A 25140-nucleotide genomic window follows, 5' to 3' on the forward strand; every position below is an offset into this window, starting at 1 on the left:
ATGCTAAGTATTTTTCAAATTTCCTTTTTGATGATCTTTGTCTTCAATATCAGTTTCTGGCATTCCATACAATCCATTCATAGCCTGTTCTACGGGTTGAAGTTTAGGGTTGATATAATTTTTTGTTTCTTTAGAATAGTTAGTCTTTCCCTTGTTAGAATGTGAAAAATTCAATAATATAACCTCCAAACATATAAATTATTAAAAAATAAAAAAGGATAAATAGAATTTGGCAGATAATAAGATGTATTATCTGCCCATTGAACGAACAATAATTTGAGCTACTTATTTAATAGCACATACTTAGTTTGTCATTTTTCCTTAAAATTATGCGAGATAATAGTTTAGATTTATGCAATATACACAACTTCTTCACAATTTTTGTACTATTTACAGTTGTAAGTATGTCATTATATATTTATATAACTTTAATTAACTAACTAGTTAATTAATATGTTGATTTTTCATACCTGGAACCACTAAATAATGTGTTTATTGTTATTCTTTTGGATCAAAGCCCTCAACATAGCACAAAGATTAACATAAAGGGGGATTTGTTATTCACTTGTGTATAAAGTGATCGCCTTTTATATAGTGGTATTGTTTACAAAATAGCATGTAGGGCTCTTATTGTTTTTCCTAACCGTTATTTGTTTTGGAATAATAATAAAAGATTAATTAAAAATTACATTAATAATACTTAGGGTTTAAATTTTAAATGTTTTAGTGAGGTGATATGTATGAAGAAATGGATAAGAATTATTTTGTACTCTGTATTAGGTATATTACTTATGGGAAGTATTATCTTTTTTGCTTGGTCTCAGTTTACTTACAAACCAACCAAAGAGGCTTTGTCGCTAGTAGATTATAAAAAAGCTGAAGATAATATGGTCTTTGGAGAGAAAGAGGCCAAAATAGGGATTATTTTTTATCAAGGTGCTAAAGTAGAAGTTGAGTCGTATAGTTACTTAGGGGAAGCACTTGCAAAGGATGGACATTTTGTAGTAATGCCTAAGTTACCATTAAACTTAGCGATACTTGGAACCAATGTAGTAGACAGTATAATTGAAAAATATCCTAAAATTCAACAATGGTATGTTGCTGGACATTCAATGGGTGGGGCTATGATTTCTAGGTATGCTTTTCACCATGAAGAAAAAGTAGACGGGATTATTTTCTTAGCTTCTTATCCAGCAGACGATTTCTCTACCAAATTGATTCCAATGTTATCAATTTATGGTGAAGTAGATGGTTTAGCAACTGTAGAAAAAATAAAGAACAGTGAGAAGTTAATGTCTAAGAATACAACCATGCACATGATAAAAGGTGGGAATCATGCGAATTTTGGTATGTATGGTAAGCAAAAAGGGGACAATACAAGTTTAATTACGCCCAAAACTCAAAGGGATGAGACAGCTAAAGTAATTGAAGAATGGTTAGTGCAACAACAATAAATTATTCTAATTATATAATTATCATTTCGATATAAATGAACCGATCCCTTTTATTAAGGAATCGGTTTTTAATTATTTAGATATTATTTTTTTGTAAAAGATCAACTATTAAGATGAACTTAAAATTAATATCTAGTTACACATAACAATTCACGTACTAAAACATCTATCTATGTAAAGAGTACTGAAGATTTGAAAAAATAAATAGTCACACCCTTTTTATATAGAAGTGTGACTAAAAAGTCATGCTTATTTATTTATGTTGCACAAACTTTACCATTAAATTAGCAATTGTATGTTGTTCTTGTTCATTAGCAACTTTCCAAAGTTCAGCTAATAGTTTTTCCTGATCATTTCGCGCCTCAACTTCATTCGCCAAATAATCACCTACACGGAATGCCATATCTGAAACTGTATTACCAGCAATCTCTTTCCCTTGTGCCTGTTCTAAGCGCTCTCCTAAAAAGCTTTTCCATTGATCAAAATTGTCTAGTACTGACATAATTAATCACCTCACTATTAAGTAATAGAATGATACTTAATTTGTACAATTTCTTATTTTCTATGTAAAAATTTTTATTTTAAAAATGTCAACCACCATTAATTTCAACTAATTTGGTTCTGGTGTAATAAATTTAAACTATTAGAAAATATTCTTAAGCAGATGAGCATGTGATGGTACCCCGCCATAGGTTGAATCATAAATGTAATCCAAAAAAAGTTTTTTTCTATTTTGTCCACCTCAAATAAGATTGTAATTATTAGAACGCAAATTCTCCTTGATAAAAGAAGACATATTTTTATGGACTATAGGAAAAAATTTAGAATGTATTACTTTGCACATTGCATTTCATAAAAAGAAAAGGTGATTGAATGGAATTTTCTAATGAAAGTACAACTTATCATGCTGGAGATATTGTCTATATTTTTTACCGAAACCCCCACACTCAGGATGTAGCAAATATACAAGCTGCAGCAGTTGTAAATAATCCTGAGAGGCCAAATGAGTTAGCTTTATTTCTTTACGAAACGTATTATCCACTAACAAATGAGATGGCTGTTTATTCTACTGAGGAAGAGGCAAACCAAGCTTACACGTATTATTATGGGGATGTTTCAGAGGGGATGTTAGAATGAACCCCTTTATGCCTAAGCTTGTATACTTTGAACCTAAAGCATTAGATTATCCGTTAGGGAAAGAACTTTATGAAAAATTTTCAAAAATGGATGTTGAAATTCGGCATACTACTTCTCATAATCAAGTGAGAGACCTGCCAGGCGAAAACGATTTTCAAAAGTATAGAGTAGCAAAGTCTACTCTTGTTGTTGGTGTTAGAAAAACACTGAAATTTGATACTTCAAAGCCTTCAGCAGAGTATGCTATTCCCTTTGCAACAGGGTGTATGGGACATTGTCATTATTGCTATTTACAGACAACAATGGGAAGTAAGCCATATATCCGAACATATGTGAATGTTGACGAAATCCTCGAAGCTGCTGACAAATATATGGAGGATCGCGAGCCTGAATTAACAAGGTTTGAAGCTTCCTGTACATCAGATATTGTTGGAATTGATCACTTAACGCATACTCTTAAACGGGCAATTGAGCATTTTGGAGAATCTGAATATGGTAAGCTGAGATTTGTTACAAAATTTCATCATGTAGACCATTTGCTTGATGCAAAACATAATGGGAAAACAAGATTTCGATTTAGTGTAAACGCTGATTACGTTATTAAAAACTTTGAGCCTGGTACCTCTCCGTTAGCTAAACGAATTGAAGCAGCAGGGAAAGTAGCAAGAGCAGGATATCCGCTAGGGTTCATAGTAGCTCCTATTTATCTTCATGAAGGTTGGCAGGATGGGTACTATCATATGTTTGAACGCCTTGATGCTGAATTACCCCTTGATGTAAGAGATGATATTACATTTGAATTTATTCAACATCGTTTTACAAAGCCTGCTAAGAGGGTGATTGAAAAAAACTACCCAATGACAAAATTGGAATTAAATGAAGAGAAGAGAAGATATAAATGGGGGAAATATGGGATTGGAAAATATATTTATCAAAAAGAAGAAGAAGAGGATATAAAAAATTATCTTTATTCTTATATGAAGAAGTTCTTTCCCAATGCAAAATTAGAATATTTTACATAATAGGGATATGGCAACATACCTATCAACTTAAGAAAAATAAATACCCCCAAAACGAAAAAATGAGCTGACTTCTCAGAGTAACTATCTGTAGAGAAAGAAATTTTTCATTTAGGGGGTATATGATAACCTTAGCTTAATGGCTCATAAAATCTTCTACTTATGTAGCGTATAACTAACTACGATTTCAAAAAGACTTAACCATCTAGCTTCATTTGAATATCGAATTTCGATGGTTGAATAGTCTTTTTTACAGTTTTCTACTTGACGGTGGTAAGACCAAAGGTCTGTCCGAAATATTTACATTCTAAATTCATTATTTACAAATGTTATTTCTCCTTATTCCTTACAATACCTACAACTATAAATATATAGTTTCCATATCATTAAGTACATTAATTCCTAAATCTCTAATTTTTTATTTACGTATACAGTCTATTTATTTAAATTAGGTCTGGACTGCAAGTATAAATTTAAATTAGGACTAGAACCTTTTATAATTACATCACTGATAATTTTAGAAAGTACCATACTATACACTAATCCATTATCTCCATACGCATAGATAAAATAACAATTAGGAAAATCTTCATACATTCCGATTATAGGTAAACCATCATGAGTACCACCATAAAAAGCACTTAAATAAAATTCAGGTTTAACTGTAATATTAGGAAAGAGCTTATTGAATTCATATAATAGCTTTTCTTTATTATGGATTAATTTTGAATCTCTTTCTTCAGCAATGTTTGTATCTTCATCTAGACCACCTATAATAATTCGATTATCTGCTGTGGTTCTCATGTATATATAAGGTCTAGCAGTTTCCCAAATAAGAGTACGTTTATGCCAAGAAGAAAAATCTTCAACTGGGGTAGTGACAACTGCATATGAGCTAATTAGAGTAGCATTCTTTTCCTTTTTTAATTCTAATCCTTCATAACCCGCAGCTACAATTACTTTCTTGGTAGTAATAGAACTACCATTTTTGGTATAAAAAGTAGCAAAGTCGTTTTCGAATTTTTTACCAACAATCTCAGTATCTTCATAAATCTGTACTCCTTGATTAGAAGCTTGTTTTAATAAATTATGTGTAAACTTATAGGGATTTATTTCGCCATCGTTATACGTATATAGGGCGGCATATTTTTTAAAAGGATATTTCTGTCCAATTTGTTTTTCTGATAACCAATCTGCTTTAAAACCATGCTTTTGTAAGTAATAAAGCTCTTTTTCTAATTTCTTAATATCCCCTTCATAGCTTGCATAATATAAACTATCACGTCGTATAAAATCAGACTGAGAAGGTAATTTTTGATTTGCAAATTCAATATCATTAATTGCTTCTTCACATAATTTCATATGTTTTACTGCATAATCTTCACCAAATGTATTAACAAGTTCAAAAAACATTTTATCACCCAAATATTGTATGAGCGCTGTATTAGTTAGGTTGCTTCCATGTCCAACCTTCCGTTTATCGACTATAACCACATTTAAATTTGAATCACATAAATAGTAGGCTGATTGAGCACCTGAGCTTCCAGCACCTATTATTAAAACATCACAAATTATGTCTTTTTCCAAACAAGGATAAGAAGGTGAATTGAGAAAAGTTGTGTTCCAGTATAATTTTCCAGCTTGTAGATCCATTTCAAGTACACCGTCCTAAATAAAATAGTTACATCCCCACTTGTATTTCCAAGTTCATATAAAAATATACACGCTTTATGATCAGTATATTTATTTAAACTATTATTACTTAAAATTATTTTGTCTAGAACACTAAATAATTTAAAAATAACTATTTTTCTTGTTTCTTATATTGTTATATTTATTAGAGGTAGTACCAGCGTTCCTACAACTGGGGGCAAAGTAGCATTTCCAATAGACCAGATGCTACTTTGCTTCTTCATATTCCTTCATAATTTTATAAAAGGTATTTTTCTTTAGTTCTAACATTTCCATAAACATAACAGCAGTAATTTCGCCACTCTTCCATTTTGAATGAGTTTCTTCTATTATATCTTTTGGGATAAGAAAAAGAGTACAAATTTTAAATAAGGAAATTCAATGTAAAGATTCTGTAAAGGTGAGAGTTTTTAGTTGAACATATAAGTAAATAGTTATATACTTATTTTGAAAGTAAGAATAAAGTAACTTGAAGGAATAATACATTTTATTTTTACACAACATATAAGTATATGCTTATATAATTATAACGAGGTAGGTGTAGATATGGAAAAAACAGTTATAGAGGTAACAAGAGCATCCCAATTACTGAAACTATTAGGAGATAAAACAAGATTAACAATTGTATCAATCCTTAAACAACGTGAATGCTGTGTCTGTGAACTTCTTGAAGTATTTGATATGAGTCAACCTTCTATCAGTCAGCATCTTCGAAAGTTAAAGGATTTAGGTTTAGTGCAGGAAGAGCGTAGAGGTCAGTGGATTTATTATTCTTTAAATCAAGCAAGTGATTTATACACGCTTTTAGAAGATATTTTAGCACATGTACCAGACCAAACAGAGAAAATTAAACAAATTGTGAAGAGCAATCCTACACTCCGGTGTGGTTGTTAATAAATAGTTAGAAAGGGAAGTGAGAAGGATGAGCAACACGGGGAAAAAACGTCTATCTTTCCTAGATCGATATCTAACCCTTTGGATTTTTCTCGCAATGGCAGTAGGGATTGGAGTTGGATATCTATCACCTGGATTCGTTGATGGAATGAATAGTCTACAGGTAGGAACAACCTCTATACCACTTGCGATTGGGTTAATTTTAATGATGTATCCTCCATTAGCAAAAGTTCGTTATGAAGAGATGGGGCGCGTTTTTAAAGATGTAAAAGTATTGGTATTATCACTTGTACAAAACTGGATTATTGGTCCTATTCTTATGTTTGCCTTGGCAATTATATTTTTACAGGATAAGCCAGAATATATGGTGGGCTTAATCATGATTGGTTTAGCTCGTTGTATTGCGATGGTTATTGTTTGGAATGATTTAGCAAAAGGTGATACAGAATATGCGGCAGGATTAGTAGCATTTAACTCTGTATTCCAAATGTTATTTTTCTCAGTTTATGCTTATGTGTTTGTAACAGTTATTCCAGAATGGTTAGGAATTGAAGGGGCTGTTGTAGATATTACAATGGCAGAGGTTGCAAAATCAGTCTTTATTTATTTAGGAATTCCATTCATCGCAGGAATGTTAACACGTTTTATCTTTGTACAAACAAAAGGACGAGAATGGTATGAAAAAGTATTCATTCCAAAGATTAGTCCAATTACTTTAATCGCATTACTATTTACAATCATTGTGATGTTCTCTCTAAAAGGAGAAGTGATTGTTAGCGTACCATTTGATGTTGTACGTATTGCAATTCCATTACTCATTTATTTTGTAATCATGTTCTTTGTCTCTTTCTTTATGGGCAAAAAAATCGGTGCAAGTTATGGGGTATCAACAACATTAGCGTTTACGGCTGGAAGTAATAACTTTGAATTAGCGATTGCAGTAGCTGTAGGTGTATTTGGAATTCAGTCAGGTGCAGCGTTTGCAGCAGTTATCGGACCTTTAGTCGAGGTTCCAGTTATGATAGCACTTGTAAATGTGGCGCTTTGGTTCCAGCGTAAATACTTTCAAACACAACCAAAATAACTATTCATAAAAAGGTGGAATTACCATGGAAAACAAAAAAACAATTTACTTCTTATGCACAGGAAACTCTTGTCGTAGCCAAATGGCAGAAGCTTGGGGCAAAAAATATTTAGGTGACAAATGGAATGTACTTTCTGCTGGTATTGAGGCGCACGGAGTAAATCCGAATGCAATTAAAGCAATGAAAGAAGTAGACATCGATATCACTGATCAAACATCTGATATTATTGATCGCGACATTTTGGAAAAAGCTGATCTTGTTGTCACACTTTGTGGTCATGCAAATGATGTTTGTCCAACAACACCTCCACATGTAAAACGTGTTCATTGGGGATTTGATGATCCAGCTGGTCAAGAGTGGTCTGTATTCCAAAAGGTTCGTGATGAGATTGGCGGACGTATTAAAAAGTTTGCTGAAACAGGAGAATAATTGAAAACAAAATAAGCCGAGAAAAAATTCTCGGCTTGTTTTGTAAAGAAGGGGAGAAATCAGAGATGAAAAAGATTGAAATTTTTGATCCTGCAATGTGTTGCTCTACTGGAGTTTGTGGTCCAAGTGTTGATCCAGAATTAATTCGTATTTCAGTTGCTGTGAATAATTTGAAGAATAAAGGCATGAATGTTACTCGTTATAATCTTGCAAGTGAACCAGATGCATTCGCTAATAATAATGTTATCAGTCAACTATTAATGGATAAAGGACCAGACGTGTTGCCTGTGACTTTGGTAGATGGAAAAGTAGTAAAAGAAAAAAGTCACCTTACAAATGAAGAGCTTGCACAGTTAACAGATATTACAGAAGAAGAGTTAAGTCAAAAGCCAGTCGTACGTTTAAAGCTAAACGTGAAAAAATAGAGAAAGAAGTGAAAGGCAATGACAAACTTATACAATCCAAACACAATAGCATTCACACCATTTTTATTCTTTACCGGTAAAGGCGGAGTAGGAAAAACATCTACTGCATGTGCAACAGCTATTACATTAGCTGATATGGGGAAACAAGTTTTATTAATAAGTACTGATCCAGCCTCTAACTTACAAGATGTGTTCGAAATAGAACTTACGAATAAACCTAAAGAAATTCCAAGTGTTCCAAATCTACAAGTAGCGAACTTAGATCCTGAAACAGCAGCCCATGAATATAAAGAACGTGTTGTTGGCCCATACCGTGGAAAATTGCCAGATACGGTGATTGCTACGATGGAAGAGCAATTATCCGGAGCTTGTACAGTAGAAATTGCAGCATTTGATGAGTTCTCTACGTTACTTACAAATAAAGAATTAACATCGAAATTTGATCACATTATCTTTGATACAGCACCAACAGGTCATACGTTACGTCTTCTTCAACTCCCAACGGCTTGGAGTGGTTTTCTAGAAGAAAGTACACATGGAGCTTCTTGTTTAGGACCATTAGCAGGTCTTGGAGATAAAAAAGAGTTATATAGTCAAACAGTTCAAGCATTATCTAATCCGAAACAAACAATATTATTGCTTGTTACACGCCCGGATAATTCTCCATTACAAGAAGCGGAACGTGCAGCAAAAGAGTTAAAAGAAATTGGGGTCACCAATCAATATCTACTTGTTAATGGTATGCTCAGAGATTTTATGCAAAATGATGCTGTCTCTAAAGCGTTGTTTACAAGACAATTACACGCTTTAGAAAACATGGCGGAAGAATTAAAAAGCCTTCCAACTTACGAAATCCCATTAGTACCGTTTAATGTTACAGGAATTGAGAATATGAGAAAACTTGTTAAACCAATGGAAAATATTTTAATCTCGGATGAAGAAAAACAAGGTATTTCTATGCCTTCTCTTCAAGCATTGATTACAAATCTCTCTGAAACGGGAAAAAAAGTTATTTTCACAATGGGTAAAGGTGGAGTAGGAAAGACAACTGTGGCTTCTGCAATTGCAGTTGGTCTTGCTGAAAAAGGCCATCATGTACATTTAACTACAACTGACCCAGCAGCCCATATTGATTATGTCATGCATGGGGAACAAGGGAACATTACAATAAGTCGAATTGATCCCAAAGTGGAAGTAGAAAACTATCGTAAGGAAGTCATAGAGCAAGCAAAAGAAACGGTAGATGAAGAAGGTTTAGCTTATTTAGAAGAAGATTTACGTTCCCCTTGTACAGAGGAAATTGCAGTCTTCCGTGCTTTAGCCGACATTGTTGAGAAAGCAAATGATGAAATTGTGGTAATTGATACAGCACCAACAGGCCATACATTATTGTTACTGGATGCGGCACAAACGTATCATAAGGAGATTGCACGCTCTTCCGGTGAGGTACCACGGTCTGTGAAAAACTTATTACCACGTCTTCGTAATCCAGAGGAAACAAGTGTTGTCATCGTAACGTTAGCGGAGGCTACGCCAGTACATGAAGCAAGCCGCCTACAAGGAGACTTAAAACGTGCAGATATTACTCCAAAATGGTGGGTTATCAATCAAAGTTTTTATGCCACACATACAAGTGATCCAGTGTTAAGAGGAAGGGCGCAGTCTGAAGTACAGTGGATTCAAGCGGTGCAAAAGGAATCACAAAATAACTGTGTTATCATCCCTTGGCAATCGGAAGATATTATAGGATATGAGAAGCTTAAAGCTTTAGTAAAATAAAACATTTTTAATTAGTTACTGTGAAGGGGAGAAATGAAAATGAATATTACAGATAAAGCAAAAGAGTTTATTGAAAATGCTATGAAAGAAAATGGTATTTCAACATTACGTTTTACATTTGAGGGTGCTGGATGCTGTGGACCAAGCTACGGTATTAATTTAGGAGAAGCGCAAGAAAATGATGTAACAGAAACAGTAAATGGTATTGAAGTTGCCATGGATCCAAAGGTCGTTGGAATTGTAAATACATTGACACTAGACTATGTAGAAGATCAACAAGGTGCAGGTCTTGGAATAAGTGGCGGTTCAAATTGTGGCTAAATACTAATTAAGGAGTCAAACAAACATGACTAACTATCACGAACTCGTAAAAGGAAAAGTATATATTGGTGGAGTTGACGCTATACAAGAAGCTGTAAAAAAGCATGGAATTACAGAGGTATTTGACTTGCGTGCTGGAGGAGAAGAACCAGAAGGGTTTCCAGTTGAAATTAATCGTCATGCTTACCCAATAGTAGAAAGTATAGAAGGACAGGATGAATCAGTAAGAAGTGCAATTGGAGCAGTCAAAGAGGCTGTTGAACAGGGAAAAAAAGTATTTTTCCATTGTTCAGGTGGACGTAATCGCACTGGTACAGTGGCAACTGGACTATTGTTAGAATTAGGTCATGCTTCTAATGTTGAAGATGCGGAACAACAAGTAAAGGCGGTTCGCTCAATTATTGCAATAAAACCAGAGTTAAAACAAGTATTAATAAACTTATATCAATAATAAAAATAGAAGGCATTCGTANNTACGAATGCCTTCTATTTTTTAAATTAAATGGATAAAAAATTCACATAATTTATTAAGTAATAGATTTTCTCAATAGAGTTTCCGGTTCAAACGTTTGAATATTTTGTATATTGTTAACCCTAATAAAAGCTGTTACTACGAGAGGACGGTTTAATCATGAAGAGAGGAAGAATGTGGACGTGGAAAAAGATGAAAAAATGGATTGATGAAGGCAGAGGATTAGGAGAAGGTTCAGAATACCTGCCTTGGATAACAGTAAATGACTTTCCATCAAACGGTATTGTATCTAGGGAGTTAGGTCTTAAAACAAAAAGAATGCACCATTTTTTATCTCGTCTTGAGTATAACTATTTTTTATTTTTAGATTACTCAAAGCATGTTATCGATATTCGGGAGCAATATCCACTACTAGATTTAGAATTAGCAATGGAGATTGCTAAGGAAAAGAAGATTAAATATCCAACAGATAGAAGAAGCAATACACCTTATGTCATGAGTACAGATTTTATAATCACGATAAATGAAAATCATTGTGAAAAAATAATTGCAAGGACAGTTAAACCCTCAAATGAATTAGGAAAAAAGCGTGTTCAGGAGAAATTTGAAATTGAACGTTGTTATTGGGAACAAAAAAATATAGATTGGGGAATTATAACCGAACAAGATATACCTCTTCCACTTGTTAATAATTTAAAAAGAATTAGAAATGCAAATATAGTTATAAGTTATCCTAAGTTAACTAAAGAAATGATTCATCTACTAGAGAAGTTTGTAGTGTATCTAAATAAATCTACGGTATGTCTTGAACATTCTTTAGAAGCTTTTACAAGAGAAAATAATTTAAGGAATGGAACGGTATTAACATTTTTTAATTTTTTGGTTTTTCACCATGTTATAAAGATTAACTTACAACAAGATTTTAAAATGCATATGTTAGAAAGGGATGATTTTTATGTAGATAAGGAGGCCTTTTATGACCGTTTTATACCATAATATGATTTTAGAAGAAGATACAGATGAAGATAAAATCTACTATAGAGTTTTATGGATAGATTCTAAACAAGAAGTCAAGTACATTTACCTTGATNNATCAAGGTAAATGTACTTGATATTATAAGTGATATTCAAAATGACATGATTAGAGTAAGTCTATCAGATCCTTATTATAAGTTATATATGGAAGAGGAGTTAAATGCGTCACAAAGGGTACGAATAGAAAAAAGTTGGAACTTAATTCAACAGTTACTATCAGAAGAGAATATTCCAGCTATGTTTGACAGCAAGGCAAGAGGAAGAATTTTAAAACCATATATTGAGCAAGGACATACAAAACCAACTCTATATAAGTTATTAAGAATGTATTGGAAAAATGGTCAAAATAAAGGAGCGATAGTTCCTAATTATAAAAATTGTGGTGGAAAAGGAAAAGAAAAGATTCTTGGACATATGAAAGTTGGTAGACCAAAAAAAGATAAAGAAATTCATGGAGAAGGCATTAATATAACTCAGCAGGTAAAAAACTTATCATTAATGCGTTTCAAAAATACTATATGAATCAAAAAGAAAATTCCCTACGTTATACATATGAAAGGTTTCTAGCGGAAAATTTTATGAATAAGTTAAAATTCGGTGGCGAGACTGTATTGAAGTTTGAAGAAGATGCAAATCCACCTTCATATGTTCAATTTGTTTATTGGGCTAAAAAATTAACCAGTTCACATAAGGTATCAATAAAACGCTTGGGGGAAAAAGAACATAATTTAACCCAAAGAGCTATCCTAGGGAAATCAAACGATAATGTTTATGGACCAGGTAGTTTATATCAAATTGATTCTACAATTGCAGACGTATATGTTGTATCTTCGAATAATTATAAAGCAATAATAGGACGACCAACTTTATATCTTGTGGTTGATGTATTTAGCAGAATGATAGTGGGTTTTCATGTAGATACCAGATCTGCTTCACTAGAGATGGCCAGATTAGCACTTTATTGTGCTGTTAGCGATAAAGTAGAATATTGCAAAAGCCTGGGGATTTCAATTAAGCCAGGTGAATGGATAGCATCTAATTTGCCAGCAGCATTATTAGCCGACCGAGGAGAATTAATGGGAAAAGAAGCCCAAAAGCTAGCGGATAGAATTAATATTCGTCTTGAAAATACCCCTCCATATAGAGCTGATTTGAAAGGTATTGTAGAGCGTGCATTGGGGCTTCTCCAACAGAATGCTAAACCATTATTACCAGGATACGTTGAAAAAAATTTTGGGAAACGAGGGGCGCCAGATTACCGTTTAAAGGCAGTTCTTACAATTCAAGATATACGAAAAATTATTATTGAATATATAAGAATGCATAATCAAAAAATCCTTGAACACTATGAATTAAGTGAAGCGATGTTAAGAGATCAAGTAATTCCTACTCCAAATAATATTTGGAATTGGGGAATTAGCAAATGTTCAGGTGTCTTAGGGACATTTCTGAAGGGAGAATTAAAATTTGCTTTTATGTCAGTAGATGTAGGAAGGGTTTCTGGTGAAGGGATTAAATATAAAAACATCAGATATACATGTACAAAAGCAATACAAGAACATTGGTTTGAAAAAGCAAGAAATAAAGGATGGAAAATTAGATTGCTTTTTGATCCGAGAAATATGACGTTTATTTATATTAAAGATGAAAATGAAAGCGGTTATATAGTTTGTGAAATGGATAGGACTAGTGCGTATTATGGTAAAAGTTTAAGTGAAATAGAATATCTACAAAAAACAGAGAGAGAGCTAAAGCAGATTAAGATAAAAGAGAATTTAGAAAGAAAATTAACTTATCAATCTAGGGTGGAAGAAGTTGTTGCTGATGCAGAGCAACGAACAAAAAGTATTACCCCACTGTTTGAAGAAAGTAACGCAGCTAAAATAAAAAATATTAGGGACAGGAGAACAGAAGAAAATTTTGAGAGGCAACCACAAGAGGTGTTTTTAATTGAGGATAAAGAGAAAAGAAATAGTACATTAAATGAAAGATTGCGTGTTTCAGGGTATGAACAAGAAGATGAGGAATTGAATGAATATGAGATGGAGCAACTAGAATTATATGAGAGACTGATGGAGGAGAGGAACAATGGAGAAGAAAATGGTTAGTCATAACTACATAGAAGAAATTTGTTTTCATCCTGAGGCAGTATATTTACCTCAACAAATTAAGGAGTACGAAGGGAATCCATTCCTAGAGACTTTACCACCAATAATTAGTAGCGAAAATCTTTATAAAATATCAGTGGTTTATCCGCACTTTAACAAAGATGAAAGATCACATCCTAAAGAGCTTCGTTATCATTATGTAATGCGCTTAAATAGTTTTTTTCAGCCGTATGGTAGACAGATAGCTCTTTACAATCTATTTGATAGAGCGCTTAGACAAGGATATTTATGTAGAAATCCTATGGATAAAGAAGAAAAGGTTTTACTAAGGAAAATTTATGATAATTTACAAAAAGGTGAAATATCTTTATCGAATATTTGTGAAACACCAGGAGATGGATTTATGATTGTTGGAACTTCTGGGATTGGAAAATCAAGGAGTTTAAACAGATTACTTTCTACTTATCCACAAGTCATTTAGCATACTGAATATAAAGGTCGACCATTTATCAGAAAACAAATTGTTTATCTAAAAATAGATTGTCCTCATGATGGCACATTAAAAGGTTTAGTAGGTGCATTTTTTAAAAAACTCGACATTGCATTAGGAACTGAATACTTGTAACAAGTTTATAATAAATCAAATATGACGGTTTCTAAACTCATTATAGCTATGCAAAGTCATATAGTCCAACATGGTATAGGAGTATTAATTGTGGATGAAATTCAACATCTAAGTATAGCAAAAAATCATGAAGAAGAAATGATGTTGAATTTTTTTGTTACTTTAAACAATGCTTGTAAAATCCCGATTATATTTATAGGGACTCCTAAAACAGAAGTGTTGTATAAAAAAGCATTGAGACAAATCCGTAGAATGTGTGGACAAGGGGATCTAATTTGGATGCATCATAAAGAGGCCGATAGAGAGTGGCAGCTATTGTTAAAAGGGTTATGGCGTTATCAATGGAATCTAGAGTATACAGAACTAACTCCCGAATTAAGTAAAGTAATGTATGAGTATAGCCAAGGAATTATTGCAATTGCAGTGAAGTTGTTTATGCTGGTACAAATGGAAACCATGAAAAAGAAAAAGGAAGTCATAACTCCTAATATCATTAAGCGTGTTTCTGAGAATTATTTAAAGTCACTTCAACCAGTTCTTAAAGCGATGAAAACAGGAAAGAAATCTAATATGGCAAGGTATGAAGATATAGTATTGAGTACATTAGACGATACATTAGATTATGGACTGAACGAAGTAACTAACGTAGTCAATGTAAACTATTTTATGGATCAGCAAGAAGCCTTATGTAATCCAAATTCTAAAGATGATTTAGAGATAAGGATTATTCAAAAATTGCAAAGTATGGAAATTGACTACGAAGTTGCTAAAGTTTCTGTTGAAAAAGTATTAGAGGAATATGGAGAAAAGAAAAGCTTTAAATTTTTATTGCAGCAATCGGCATCTTTGGCTTTATCAAATGGATTAGTAGAAAACATACAGGATGAAAAAATATAATTAAAGCAAAAAATTAAATTTGGATCAAAGTCAAAACTTATGTATTGAACAATCTCTAAAGAATTGGACATAAATTCTCAATTATTAAGTGTAGGATACAACTAATTTGTAAATAAGTTAACAAGAAAAAAGTTTAAAAATGTTATTAGAAAGGAGTTATTATGATTTGCTATTTTCCAACTCCATACGAAAATGAGTTATTGTATAGTATTGTAGCTCGTTATCATTATCACTCTGGACATAAATCTAAACGTGAAACGCTGCTAAGATTATTGGGAAGTGGTGCAAAAAAATTTGATGTTGATGCTCCTAGTGGAGTTAATTTAATTGTAGAAAAACTAAAAGGTATATCTAAAGGGTTAACCTCAGACTATTTTATAGAAAATCATTCTATATTACCTTTCTTTCGCCAATTTATAGAATCGAATTGTTATCATAAAATTTTACTTAAGGTCAAAGGACAATCTGGAGTTTCGTATGGTACGCGTATAATTCGAGAACTTGATGACGATGTAAAAAGAAAAGAACACATATATTTTTGTAGAAAATGTCTAAAAGACCAATTTGAAATGTATGGTGAAGGGTTCTGGAATAGATTTCATCAGGTACCAGGGGTATTAGTTTGTACAAAACATAAAATTTGTTTAACCAAGCTTCCTAGATATAACTTTAAAAAAGAATGGAATCACTTTATTATACCTAATATTAATGATGTGCAATCAAGTATAGAAGGAATACAGGTCAGTAACAAATCACTTGAAATCTTACTAGCTATTGCTGAGGATATTGAATATGTATTTGGTGAAAAATTAACAGTTCACCCACTTCATTATTATCATGATAAATACATGGAGCTCTTAAAAATTTGTGGAATTGGTTATCCGATAGTTAAAAGAAAACATTTGTTAGTAGAGAAGTTACTAGATTTTTATCCTAAGGAAGTTTTAGAATTATTTAATTCATATATAAGTCCTGGTAACCCTCCCCCTTGGACACGATATATTACCGAGCCGGCTAGTATTAAGTACTTACATCCTGTAAGGCATATATTAATAATGCGTTTGCTATGCGGTAGTGCGAGAGAATTCTATGAGAATAATTATGTTTATCAACCATTTGGTTCAGGGCCGTGGATTTGTATGAATCCCTTAGCAGACCATTATTTAGAAAAATGTGTAGAAACATTAAAAACTGATTCTCATATGAGTTATAGAAGATTGCAGGGGGATTTTACTTGTAGTTGCGGATTCAAATATAGATTGATTTTACCTGAACAAACTCCTTTTGAGGTTACTAAATTTGCTTTGCGTATTATTGACAGAGGGGATTTATGGGACAATGAATTTCAAAAATTATTATCAAAAAATGTATCTATAGCAGAAATCAGCCGAATTACAAAAATGAGCCGCAGGACAGTGAGTGAAATAAAAAAACGCATTATTAGTGGTAAACAAAATATATATACTCGTACTAAGAGAAGAAATAAAGAACTTGCCAAGGAAGAGAAAACTCAAAAGTATAAAGAAGAGTGGGAAATTATTTTTAAGAAAACCCCCCACCTAAGTCGTACTCAACTAAAAGCATTAAACCAGGCAGCATTCCATTGGATACGAAAATATGATAGGACATGGTTAGAAAAACATATACCACCGGCGAATTTTGGGTATAGATGCACCGATAACTACTATACAAAAATGGACAATAAGTTTTTACAAGTAGCTCAAAAAGTTATCTTAAATTGGGCTTTATTTGAGAAAGAGAAGGGTTGTTTAAAGAGAATTACGATGAATTCTCTTTTAACCCAAATAGGTGCAAGTCGTGAGGTGTTATCAAAAAGAGGGGAGAAATATCCTATGTTTAGGGCATTTGTAGATTCTGTTTTAGAAACTAGGGAGGATTTTCAGAAAAGGAGAATTAAACATTTATTAGATAATAAATTCAGTACTGAAATAGTTACTGTTTCTAAAATAAAAATGATAGCAGGCCTTTATCAGAGGCCATTGGATTCAGAGGTTTATAACTATCTAGAAGAGCAAGTCAAATCGCATAATAGGTTACAGGGGGGCCTTGAAAAAGAATAATGCGGATATAATGAATAAAAACTAATCGATGTTGTTTTGTCTGAAAGAGATGTAAAATCTATAAAGAGGTGGTTAGTTCTCTAATGTAGGTTCAGTCAGCTTATTAATTAAGAATGGGAATCTACAACCTCTTGAATGTGACTGTATGGCTATTTCGTTTCTATCGATATGAATACAGTAACGATCTTAAATATTAATTTTTATTTAAAATATTGAGTACACTCTGTAGGATATACTTGCATAATAAAAGAAACATTATATAGTTATGAACATCTTGATGAAATTCGAAAAATTGAGTCGAAATAAAAAAGTTCTTTACTTAAGGAAGTTTCGAAACGGAATGTAGCTATATAAATAAAAGATAAAAAAGTTCTTTACTAATTTGAAAACGCAGTAATTACACTACTTATTAGTAAAGAACTTTTTTATACAAGGACAAGAAAAAGTGTCACGATTAATCGTGACACTTTTTTCACTTTTAAAGATATAACGGAAAGTTTATATTGATTCTAGAAAGTTATGAAAGAAAGTGATATATTTTGGAATCACAAATCCAGATGTGTATATGTAGCTACTCCTTTTCATTACGGATATTGTATTTTTTTAATCGACGGATTAGCGAGGTTTGAGTAATTCCAAGAACTGTTGCAGTTTTACGTGTAGTTTTGTTTTCCTTCATTGCTTGTTCAATCATTCTTTTCTCTATCCTTTCGATAATCTCGTTTAAATTGTTACCTTCTTTCAGAGACTCTAAAGCCTCTGTCTCTATGTTTACTGAGACAAAACGCTCTGGTAAATCATGAATTGAAATTTCTTCCTTTTTAGCCATAATAACAAGCTGCTCAACAGTATGTTCTAACTCGCGTATATTGCCTGGCCACTGATAACGTTGTAGAACATCTATTGTTTGCCTCGATAAGGTACGTGTCTGGTTAAATCTCTTGTTATATTTTTGTAAATAGAAATGAAGAAACGGAAATATATCTTCTTTCCGCTCGCGTAATGGTGGAATGTTTATTGGTAAGACATGTAGTCGATAATATAGGTCGGCACGGAATTTTCCCTCTTGTACCATGTCCTCAATCTTACGGTTTGTTGCTGTAATGATGCGAATATCAGCCTTTATCAACTGCGAACCGCCAATTGGCATATAGGTTTTATCCTGCAGTAATTGAAGGAGCTTAGGCTGAAGGTGTAGCGGAAGTTCACTAATTTCATCCAAAAAAATCGTTCCTTTTTCGGCTATTTTCACTAGCCCGGACTTACCTTTTGAATTAGCACCTGTAAAGGCTCCTTTATGATAGCCGAACAATTCAGATTCGAGAAGCGAATCAGGAATTGCTGCACAATTTATGTGGACAAAAGGTTGATTGTTTCGTTCACTTAAATCGTGAATACGCTTCGCAACTACGTTTTTTCCAACTCCTGTTTCTCCGTTAATGAGAACAGTTGAATCAACACTTGCCACTCTGTCTATGATTTCAGCAAGCAAATGATTTACTTTGCCATGGCCAATAAAGAATTGCTCATCCTTGCTTATAATATACTGGGTATTTATTTTTTTAATTTCTAGTAAATGCTGCTTCAATACTGGAGCTAATTCTTCCCACCCTAGTTGGGAAATATTCTTTATCCAATTTCTTATATCATGACCATGTGCTACAAAATAAAGAGGGTTCTCCTGTTCGTCCAAAATAATTTCCCCTGTTACTGTCATCTTATTTCCACCGATAATTTCTTGCACAGTAGTTACAGTGCTTTTATTTTGTAAAGCCATTTCGATTACCGATGGAGTGAACGCACCTTCCTTTTTTAGAACGAAAATATTCCTACCAATTAAATCTTCCTTCCTTTTATTAAAAATCTTACAACATGCTTGGTTTACCCATATAATCGTTCCGTTTTTGTCAACAATATTCATCCCGCTTTCAAGACTATCGAGAATTTTTAAAAGATATTTGCTTTCAATTTGGACAGGAATGTCGTACATCACGTGAATCCTCCTATAAAGACATCTAATTTGAACCATAAGCGGTTCAAATTAGATGTGAGTTAGTGAAAAGAATGAACCATTTCTGAATCGGTTGAAACGAATTTAATTCATTATATCTTATAATAGCTAGAATTAAAGCTAATATTTATAATTTTCTGTCTTTTTTAATGTACTCCCGTTTCAAATTTATGGCATGATTATTGCAATATAGAAGTGTACCGTGTGGGATTATTAAATGATACAAGGGGGTATGTAATGAACGTTTGATAACAGTGCCTTGCTGTTACGTCTTTATAGTTAATAGAACGATCAAAAAATTGAAAGAATGAAAAAGGATGGTGTATGTATGAATGCAAATCTAGTATTTATAAATGGTGAAGTGATTACATCAGATAGTCAAAACTCAATAGTAGCATCTGTAGCAATAAAGGATAATCGAATAATTGGGATCGGTTCAAATTTGGAAATGAAAGAATTCATTGGAGATAAGACTGAAGTCATTGACCTAGCAGGCAAATCTCTTCTTCCTGGATTTATTGATTCTCACACACACCTAATTTTATATGGTGTTTTTCAGTTGAATATTAGTTGCAAGGAAAATCACATGGATTCTGTTGAAGCTTTGCTGAATGAGCTAAAGAAAAAAGCGTTAGAGACTCCAAAAGGCGAATGGATAAGAGCTTGGGGGTTTAATGAAACAAAAGTAAAGGAAAAGAGGTATCCAACGATTGCTGAACTAGATGCCATTTCAACTGACCATCCAATCATCATTTCTCGTACATGTGGACATATCTGTATTGTAAATACAGCAGCGCTGGAAAAGGCCGGATTTGACGACAAGACACCGAATCCTCAAGGTGGAGTAATTGAAAAAAATGAGAAGGGAGAAATGACAGGTAAATTATTTGAAGCGGCAAATATGAAGATGAACGATGTAGCGAGTTATACAGATGCTGAACTTATGAAAGCTGTTAAAATTGCGTCAGATCATTTTATTTCAGGAGGAATCACGAGTATCCATGAAGCAGGAACTTTTGATTCTAATTGTTATCGGTTGTTACAGACAGCTATAAAAACGAAAGAAATTCGTGTTCGGGTATATGCAATCATTGGTACCATAAATGAATCAGATAAATTTGTAAACCAAATGATGAATGCAGGAATCATAACTGGTACAGGGGATGAGAAATTTAGAGTTGGACCGGCTAAAATATTTTTAGATGGAAGTAGCTCTGGTCCAACGATTGCAACTCGAGAACCTTACTCCAGCGATCCTAACAATTACGGGATTCTTTATTATGGTGAGGAAGAAATATATGCAGTTCTAGGTGAAGCACATAAAAAAGGCTATCAAATTACTGTACATGCTCAAGGGGATAAAGCTATTGAAATGTATTTAAATTGCGTAGAAAGAGCATTAAAAGAATCTCCAAGGAAAGATCATCGTCATCGAATCGAGCATGCAGGGATTTCAACTCCTGATTTACAAGAAAGAATGAAACAACTTGAAGTTATCCCTATTCCAAATCCACCATTTCCATATGAATATGGTGAGATATATGTTCACAATTATGGTGAACGTGTTAATTATATGTACGCTGCTCGTGATTATATAGATAAAGGCATTATTACAGCGGGTAGTTCAGATGCTCCGGTTACGGATTATAATCCTTTATTAGGAATTCATACTGCAGTTAATAGAAAAAGCCAATTTGGAACAGAAGTTGGTACGAATCAATCTATTAGTGTACTAGAAGCTATTAAACTTTACACATGGAATGGTGCTTATGCAAGTTTTGAAGAGGATATAAAAGGCAGTCTAGAAGTAGGGAAATTGGCGGATTTAGTCATTTTAAATGAAAGTATTTTAAAAGCTGAACCAGACCGTATTAAAGATTTGAAAGTGGAGACAACGATTATTGATGGAGAAATTGTCTATCAAAAAGAGAATGATTTAATGTTGAAAAATTAAATGTAAGCAAAAGGATTTGTTAATAAAAGGAGCTTCATTACAATTCTATTCATTTCACATCAATCTATTAACAAATCCTTTTATGATATCGGCTCTTAATCCATAAAAATTCAAACTATGAAATAGGAGGTCGAGCATATTTTGAAATACATTAAACTCTTACTCTTAATCCCTTTTATAGGGGTGATAGGATTTTTACCATTTGCAAATAAAATTGAGCCTTACGTACTAGGAATGCCCTTTCTTTTATTTTGGATTGTATTTTGGATGGTATTTTCCTCGGTTATTTTAACGATTGTTTATAAGTTTGATCCTGATAATCAAGGGAGTGAGACAGAATGAATATATCGTTATTTATTATGTTTATTTTCTTAATCGTATCTCTCTATTTAGGAATAGCAGCAAAAAGAGGGAAAAATATGAATTTGCAGCAATTTGCAGTTGGTGACAGAGGTTTTGGAACCTTGTTCATATTTCTATTAATAGCTGGAGAGGTTTATACGACTTTTACTTTTCTAGGCGGAAGTGGTTGGGCGTATTCCAAAGGGGCTGCTGCATATTATGTGCCCACGTATATATTTTTAGCATATATAATATCTTATTGGATTGCCCCTAAAATTTGGAGGTACGGTAAAGAACATGGCATTATTTCACAACCTGACTATTTTGCATCTAAATACGATAGTCGTGCAATGGGGATGATAGTAGCTATTGTGGGAAGTTTAGCGATTGTACCATATATTTGTATACAAATGAAAGGGTTAGGAATCATTGTTTCAGAAGCTTCTTACGGAGCTATTTCACCAGTAGCTGCAAGTGTTATAGGTGCAATAGTTATTACAACATATGTAATATTCTCTGGTATTCATGGCTCAGCTTGGACAGCTGTGATTAAAGATATTATGATTTTGGGAGTAGTTATTTTCTTAGGTATATATATTCCTGTCCACTATTTTGGTGGGATTCAGAACATGTTTGAGTCTGTTCAGGCTGTTAAACCTGAATTGTTAACGTTAGCCAATCAGGGACTAAGTGTACCTTGGTTTATCTCTACTGTCCTTTTAAATGCAATATCTTTTTATTTATTACCGACTTCCTTCTCGGTGGTTTTCTCGGCAAATGGTGAAAAGGCACTTCGCAAAAATGCAATTACCTTACCGTTATACACTATATTATTACTGTTTGTTTTTTTTATTGGCTTTTCAGCTATCGTAAAAATCCCTGGTTTACAAGGAGCAGCTGGAGATCTTTCTCTTTTAAGATTATCTATTCAGACATTTGATCCTTGGATTATTGGAATAGTTGGAGCGGCTGGTTTATTAACGGCTTTAGTACCAGCATCTGTTATGTTAATGTCTGCATCTGTTGGTTTAACCAAAGGAGTGTACAATGTTATTTTTCCAAAAGCCACTGAAAAGCAACAATTAGTAGCCTCAAAATTATTCATTATTATCCTTTCTTTGACTGCTTTAATCTTCACAGTCTTTGGTGGAACAGCGCTCGCGCTGTTAAACATCATGTCATACAGTCTCATCGCACAATTGGCCCCTGCATTATTTCTTAGCTTTTCCCAAAAAAATTATATGAATAAATATGGCGCAATGACTGGAATTATTACAGGAGTGCTTATTGTATTGTATGCTACGATTTTTAATATAAAAATCGCAACCTTTTTTCCGACAGTCCCGCACGCTATTAATGACATTAGTACGGGAGCAATAGCATTATTTGTAAATATTGTAATAACTATTATTGTAAGTGTAGTTTCAAAAAATATACTGATTAAAAAGGGACACGTCACATTCCCATCAAATTAAGAAATGAATGATTCAAAAATGACTGGAGTTTTCATAGACAAATGTAGAGATGAGAAATTTTTGTTTTGAGGCACTTCAAAATATTAAGCTGATGGGCATATGCCACTATATCTAAATCCAGTAAAACTAATACTAGATTTAAGTCTCGACGCCATTGAACGGAATTTATTATCTTTTTAATGAGTTTTTCTTTTTTGTAAGAGAAGGTGTTGTGATTACACAACACTTTTTTATAATGATTTGGAATTGAATAATAAGGAAATTCAAATGATGGTATTGGCGATATATGGATTTTTTATGTGATTTTAAAGAGGATTACTATTTTTATAATATAAAATGAAAGAAAAGTTTGAAAATGATATTGCAATATATTATTCTCTGAACTATAATAAAGGCAAGAATAACTGTATTCTAAATTGAATATTCAGAATCTTCAATTAGTTAAAACTGGAAATGAGATAATTGATTTTGTAATGGAGGTTGTATAATGACAAATAAAGTACCTTTTTCTTTCATAGTAGTGATCGGATTAATGTTATTTGCTCTCTTTTTCGGGGCAGGGAATTTAATTTTTCCAGCAATGCTTGGTCAATCGGCGGGAACTAATGTTTGGTCAGCGAATGCAGGATTTTTAGTAACTGGAGTTGGACTACCATTACTCGGCGTGTTAGCATTTGGAATTTCAGGTAAAGAGGATTTACAATCACTTGCGAGTCGTGTGCATCCTGTTTTCGGAATTGTGTTTACAACGGTTTTATATTTAGCGATTGGTCCATTGTTTGCGATACCAAGAACTGGAAATGTCTCTTTTGAAATCGGAGTTAAACCGTTTGTATCAGAAAGTTTTGGTTCTATGCCTTTAATCGTTTTTACAATCATATTTTTTAGTATTACTTGTTTTTTTTCGCTCAATCCCGCGAAAATTGTCGATATTGTTGGAAAAATCTTGACGCCAATTAAATTAACATTCATTGGGATTTTAGTAATCGTTGCTTTCATTCATCCGATAGGGGAGATGCAAGCACCTGTTGAAACGTATACATCTAACGCATTCTTTAAAGGGTTTCAAGAAGGATATTTAACAATGGATACGCTCGCATCTTTCGTATTTGGCATTATCATCATTAATGCGATTAAAGAAAAAGGTGCGAAGACGAAAAAGCAAATCATGATTGTTTGTGCAAAAGCAACAATTATTGCAGCGACAGTATTAGCGATTCTTTATACAGCGCTTTCTTATATGGGGGCTTCAAGTGTCGCAAAACTCGGACACTTAGAAAATGGTGGGGAAGTTTTAGCGAAAGTATCAAACTACTACTTTGGTTCATATGGTGGAATCTTATTAGGGCTAATGATTACAGTGGCTTGTTTAACGACTAGTGTAGGACTTGTCTCAGCATGTTCTTCATTTTTCCATAAGCTATTTCCAAAGGTATCGTATAAAAAAATCGCTGTTCTTTTATCCGTTTTTAGTGCAATTGTTGCGAATGTAGGATTAACACAACTAATTGCAGTTTCTGTTCCAGTATTATCAGCAATATATCCATTAGCGATTGTATTGATTTTCTTAACATTCTTCCATTCGTTATTTAAAGGGAGAAGAGAAGTTTATCAAGTAAGTTTACTTGTAACATTTATTATAAGTATATTTGATGGACTTGCAGCGGCCGGAGTAAATATTCAGATGGTGAATCAGCTCTTCACTCGAATTCTTCCAATGCATGAAGTCGGATTAGGATGGGTCTTCCCAGCTATTATTGGAGCATTTGTTGGATACGGTATTAGTTATGTAAGAGTGAAAAATGAAATTCATTCTAGCATAGCTAAAGTGAATAAGTAGTGATATGTAGCGAAAAAGTTATAGAATTTGTTTCTATAACTTTTTTTATTATATAGAAGATAAAC

Annotated in this window: 24 protein-coding genes and 1 pseudogene; 20 read left to right on the forward strand and 5 right to left on the reverse strand. The window is 33.1% G+C overall.

Translation table 11 applies throughout. From position 1 onward, the window contains the following. Positions 1 to 3: 3 nt before the first annotated feature. Positions 4 to 174, reverse strand: a complete 171-nt coding sequence (locus CN373_RS18415) for a DUF4021 domain-containing protein (protein ID WP_098359859.1) — start codon at positions 172 to 174, stop codon at positions 4 to 6. A 566-nt stretch (positions 175 to 740) separates the two neighbouring features. Here CN373_RS18415 and CN373_RS18420 point away from each other — a divergent pair. Then, positions 741 to 1454: an alpha/beta hydrolase gene (locus tag CN373_RS18420; protein ID WP_000758866.1), complete on the forward strand. Its 714-nt coding sequence runs from the start codon at positions 741 to 743 to the stop codon at positions 1452 to 1454. 253 nt (positions 1455 to 1707) lie between these two features. Here CN373_RS18420 and CN373_RS18425 read toward each other — a convergent pair whose 3' ends face one another. Beyond that, positions 1708 to 1956 carry a DUF3243 domain-containing protein gene (locus tag CN373_RS18425; RefSeq protein WP_000114452.1) on the reverse strand — a complete coding sequence of 83 codons (249 nt, stop codon included), beginning with the start codon at positions 1954 to 1956 and terminating at the stop codon, positions 1708 to 1710. 371 nt (positions 1957 to 2327) lie between these two features. Here CN373_RS18425 and CN373_RS18430 point away from each other — a divergent pair, with 371 nt between their 5' ends. Beyond that, positions 2328 to 2591, forward strand: a complete 264-nt coding sequence (locus CN373_RS18430) for a transcriptional regulator SplA (protein WP_000396004.1) — start codon at positions 2328 to 2330, stop codon at positions 2589 to 2591. After that, positions 2588 to 3613 (forward strand): spore photoproduct lyase, encoded by a 1026-nt coding sequence (gene splB, locus CN373_RS18435; RefSeq protein ID WP_001067895.1) that lies wholly within the window; start codon positions 2588 to 2590, stop codon positions 3611 to 3613. Before CN373_RS18430 ends, splB begins: the two co-directional genes overlap by 4 nt. A gap of 432 nt (positions 3614 to 4045) precedes the next feature. On the opposite strand, the gene CN373_RS18440 is transcribed toward splB, so the two are convergent. Together CN373_RS18440 and CN373_RS25900 are read right to left on the reverse strand one after the other, a co-directional pair. Next, positions 4046 to 5263 carry an NAD(P)/FAD-dependent oxidoreductase gene (locus CN373_RS18440; RefSeq protein WP_000365511.1) on the reverse strand — a complete coding sequence of 406 codons (1218 nt, stop codon included), beginning with the start codon at positions 5261 to 5263 and terminating at the stop codon, positions 4046 to 4048. A 246-nt stretch (positions 5264 to 5509) separates the two neighbouring features. Then, a pseudogene (locus CN373_RS25900) lies at positions 5510 to 5638 on the reverse strand (recombinase family protein); the annotation flags it as partial. Between the two features lie 210 nt (positions 5639 to 5848). On the opposite strand from CN373_RS25900, the gene CN373_RS18450 reads away from it, so the two are divergent. The 13 genes from CN373_RS18450 to CN373_RS18500 all read left to right on the forward strand — a co-directional run bounded on the left by CN373_RS18450 (position 5849) and on the right by CN373_RS18500 (position 17453). After that, positions 5849 to 6196, forward strand: coding sequence for an ArsR/SmtB family transcription factor (locus CN373_RS18450; RefSeq protein WP_098359860.1), 348 nt, complete (start codon positions 5849 to 5851; stop codon positions 6194 to 6196). Positions 6197 to 6224: 28 nt separating this feature from the next. Then, positions 6225 to 7280 (forward strand): ACR3 family arsenite efflux transporter, encoded by a 1056-nt coding sequence (arsB, locus tag CN373_RS18455; protein WP_000072356.1) that lies wholly within the window; start codon positions 6225 to 6227, stop codon positions 7278 to 7280. A 25-nt stretch (positions 7281 to 7305) separates the two neighbouring features. Beyond that, positions 7306 to 7710 (forward strand): arsenate reductase (thioredoxin), encoded by a 405-nt coding sequence (gene arsC, locus CN373_RS18460; protein WP_000428329.1) that lies wholly within the window; start codon positions 7306 to 7308, stop codon positions 7708 to 7710. A gap of 65 nt (positions 7711 to 7775) precedes the next feature. After that, on the forward strand, positions 7776 to 8135 hold the full coding sequence (gene arsD / locus CN373_RS18465) for an arsenite efflux transporter metallochaperone ArsD (RefSeq protein ID WP_000717837.1): 360 nt from the start codon (positions 7776 to 7778) through the stop codon (positions 8133 to 8135). A gap of 18 nt (positions 8136 to 8153) precedes the next feature. Continuing rightward, positions 8154 to 9914: an arsenical pump-driving ATPase gene (arsA, locus tag CN373_RS18470; RefSeq protein WP_000183543.1), complete on the forward strand. Its 1761-nt coding sequence runs from the start codon at positions 8154 to 8156 to the stop codon at positions 9912 to 9914. A gap of 39 nt (positions 9915 to 9953) precedes the next feature. Further along, positions 9954 to 10235: a HesB/IscA family protein gene (locus CN373_RS18475; protein ID WP_098359861.1), complete on the forward strand. Its 282-nt coding sequence runs from the start codon at positions 9954 to 9956 to the stop codon at positions 10233 to 10235. A 25-nt stretch (positions 10236 to 10260) separates the two neighbouring features. Further along, on the forward strand, positions 10261 to 10686 hold the full coding sequence (locus tag CN373_RS18480; RefSeq protein WP_000186249.1) for a protein-tyrosine phosphatase family protein: 426 nt from the start codon (positions 10261 to 10263) through the stop codon (positions 10684 to 10686). A gap of 180 nt (positions 10687 to 10866) precedes the next feature. Next, positions 10867 to 11703 (forward strand): heteromeric transposase endonuclease subunit TnsA, encoded by an 837-nt coding sequence (locus CN373_RS18485; RefSeq protein WP_053329701.1) that lies wholly within the window; start codon positions 10867 to 10869, stop codon positions 11701 to 11703. 141 nt (positions 11704 to 11844) lie between these two features. Beyond that, positions 11845 to 12264 (forward strand): hypothetical protein, encoded by a 420-nt coding sequence (locus tag CN373_RS25905; RefSeq protein WP_240519087.1) that lies wholly within the window; start codon positions 11845 to 11847, stop codon positions 12262 to 12264. Between the two features lie 56 nt (positions 12265 to 12320). Further along, entirely contained in the window at positions 12321 to 13850 is a 1530-nt protein-coding gene (locus tag CN373_RS18490; RefSeq protein WP_235676733.1) for a Mu transposase C-terminal domain-containing protein, read from the forward strand. Continuing rightward, complete coding sequence (locus CN373_RS25910; RefSeq protein ID WP_235674852.1) at positions 13831 to 14331, forward strand: ATP-binding protein; 501 nt, start codon at positions 13831 to 13833, stop codon at positions 14329 to 14331. The genes CN373_RS18490 and CN373_RS25910 overlap by 20 nt, the downstream gene beginning before the upstream one ends. A 165-nt stretch (positions 14332 to 14496) precedes the next feature. Beyond that, complete coding sequence (locus tag CN373_RS25915) at positions 14497 to 15372, forward strand: AAA family ATPase (protein ID WP_272952038.1); 876 nt, start codon at positions 14497 to 14499, stop codon at positions 15370 to 15372. 161 nt (positions 15373 to 15533) lie between these two features. Further along, complete coding sequence (locus tag CN373_RS18500; protein WP_098359862.1) at positions 15534 to 17453, forward strand: TnsD family Tn7-like transposition protein; 1920 nt, start codon at positions 15534 to 15536, stop codon at positions 17451 to 17453. Positions 17454 to 18024: 571 nt separating this feature from the next. Here the strand turns inward: CN373_RS18500 and CN373_RS18505 are convergent. Continuing rightward, entirely contained in the window at positions 18025 to 19443 is a 1419-nt protein-coding gene (locus CN373_RS18505) for a sigma-54 interaction domain-containing protein (protein ID WP_098359863.1), read from the reverse strand. A 349-nt stretch (positions 19444 to 19792) separates the two neighbouring features. On the opposite strand from CN373_RS18505, the gene CN373_RS18510 reads away from it, so the two are divergent. From CN373_RS18510 to brnQ, 4 genes are all read left to right on the forward strand, one after another. After that, on the forward strand, positions 19793 to 21418 hold the full coding sequence (locus CN373_RS18510; RefSeq protein ID WP_098359864.1) for an amidohydrolase: 1626 nt from the start codon (positions 19793 to 19795) through the stop codon (positions 21416 to 21418). Between the two features lie 141 nt (positions 21419 to 21559). Then, positions 21560 to 21760 carry a DUF3311 domain-containing protein gene (locus tag CN373_RS18515; protein ID WP_000874079.1) on the forward strand — a complete coding sequence of 67 codons (201 nt, stop codon included), beginning with the start codon at positions 21560 to 21562 and terminating at the stop codon, positions 21758 to 21760. Then, positions 21757 to 23235: a sodium:solute symporter family protein gene (locus tag CN373_RS18520; protein WP_001027118.1), complete on the forward strand. Its 1479-nt coding sequence runs from the start codon at positions 21757 to 21759 to the stop codon at positions 23233 to 23235. Before CN373_RS18515 ends, CN373_RS18520 begins: the two co-directional genes overlap by 4 nt. A 487-nt stretch (positions 23236 to 23722) precedes the next feature. Next, a complete protein-coding gene (gene brnQ / locus CN373_RS18525) occupies positions 23723 to 25075 on the forward strand; it encodes a branched-chain amino acid transport system II carrier protein (RefSeq protein ID WP_000182729.1) in 1353 nt (450 codons plus the stop codon). Positions 25076 to 25140 lie beyond the last annotated feature (65 nt).

This window comes from Bacillus cereus (assembly GCF_002561295.1).
In the GTDB taxonomy this organism is placed as follows: domain Bacteria; phylum Bacillota; class Bacilli; order Bacillales; family Bacillaceae_G; genus Bacillus_A; species Bacillus_A cereus_S.